Below are 1927 nucleotides of genomic sequence, written 5' to 3'. Positions count from 1 at the left end.
GTCCTGTCCGCCCTGGCCGACCGGTCCGCCGTACTGAACCGGCGGGCCCTGGGGGCCGGGAGGGGGACCGGCCGGGGGCTGCTGCTGCCCCTGAGCCCGTTTCTGGCACAGCGCCTCGTCTCCACCAGCGTCCACCGGCTGACCTATGAGTATCTGACGAACTACGACGTCAGGGACGGGCGGACGATCCCGGGCCTGGCCACCGCGTGGAAGGCGTCCCCGGACAAGCTGACGTGGACGTACACCATCCGTGAGAACTCCACCTGGTCCGACGGGCGGCGGGTGACGGCCGACGACGCCGCCTGGACGTTCAACAAGATGCTCAGCGACAAGAACGCGGCGACGGCCAACGGCAGCTTCACGGCCAACTTCCGGAAGGTCACCGCGCCCGACCCCGGCACCCTGGTCATCGAGCTGAAGAAACCGCAGGCCACGATGACCGCGCTCGATGTCCCGATAGTGCCCCGGCACGTCTGGGAGAAGGTCGGCGACTTCTCGACCTTCAACAACGACAAGCGGTTCCCCGTCATCGGCAACGGTCCGTTCATCATCACCGACTTCAAGGTCGACCAGTACGTCCGGCTCAAGCCCAACAAGGACTTCTGGCGCGGCCCGCCCAGGTTCGACGAGCTGGTGCTGCGGTACTACAAGGACGGGGACGCGGCGGTCGCCGCCCTGCGCAAGGGCGAGGTCTCCTTCGTCCAGGGCCTGACCCCCGCCCAGGCCACCGCGCTGAAGGGCGCCGAAGACATCAAGGTCAATGACGCGCCGGGCCGCCGGTTCCTGGCCCTGGCGACCAACCCCGGCGCCCGCTCCCGCGACGGCAGGACGTTCGGCACCGGCCACAAGGCACTGCTCGACCCGGCCGTGCGCAAGGCGCTCTTCCACGCCACCGACCGCCGGACCATCGTCGACAAGGTCTTCCAGGGGCACGCCGTCGAGGGCCAGGGCTATATCCCGCCACGGTTCGACAACTACTTCTGGCAGCCGGCCGACGGGCAGCGGATCGCGTACGACCCGGCGAAGGCCGCCGCGCTCCTCGACCGGGCGGGATACCGCGAGAACGGCAGCGGCAAGCGCGTCGGCAAGGACGGCAGGCCGCTCGACTTCCGTATCCTCTGCCACGCCACCGATCCGAACGACAAGGCCATCGGCAAGTACCTCCAGGAGTGGTGGGGCGAGCTGGGCATCGGGCTGAAGGTCGACTGCCTCGACAACGTTTCGGACCCCTGGCTCAAGGGCGACTACGACCTCGCCTTCGACGGCTGGTCCGTCAACCCCGACCCGGACTTCGTCCTCTCCATCCACACCTGTGCCGCGCTCCCGGCCACGCCCAAGGACAGCGGCTCGACCGACAACTTCATCTGCGACAAGCGGTACGACGAGCTGTACGCGCGCCAGGCCGCGGAGTACGACCCGGCCACACGCGCCGGACTGGTGAAACAGCTCCAGTCGCGGCTGTACGACACGGGCCAGATGAACGTCCTCGCCTATCCGAACGCGGTCGAGGCGTACCGCACCGACCAGATCGGCTCGATCACCACCATGCCGGAGGCGGCGGGCAACCTCTGGGGCCAGGACGGGTACTGGAGCTGGTGGTCGGCCGAGCCTGCGGCCGGTGACGGCGGCTCGGACGGCGATACCTCCACGGGTGTGCTGATCGGTGCCGGTGCGGCTGTCGTCCTCGCCACGGCGCTGGCGGTGGTGGCCGTGATGCGCCGCCGCCGGACGGCGGACGACCGTGAGTAGCGGGGCGGCCATCAGCGGCCGGGCCATGATGAGCGGCCGGTCCCTCGTAAGCCGCCGGTCCCTCGTAAGCCGCCGGTCCTTCGTGAGCGGCCGATGACGACCGCGACCGCGGCGGCGACCGGTGCCGTCCTGGCGGAGGAACGGGCGCCGCGCGGCGCCACCGCGCGCGCCTATCTGC

The 1927-nt window shown here is 70.0% G+C and carries 1 protein-coding gene; it reads left to right on the top strand.

Translation table 11 applies throughout. The features are described from left to right. A partial coding sequence (locus ACWF94_RS39620; RefSeq protein WP_453500006.1) for an ABC transporter substrate-binding protein occupies positions 1 to 1749 on the top strand: 1749 nt, incomplete at its 5' end. Positions 1750 to 1927 lie beyond the last annotated feature (178 nt).

The sequence above is a fragment of the Streptomyces sp. NPDC055078 genome (assembly GCF_053607985.1).
This window is presented reverse-complemented; position numbering and strand designations above follow the sequence as displayed.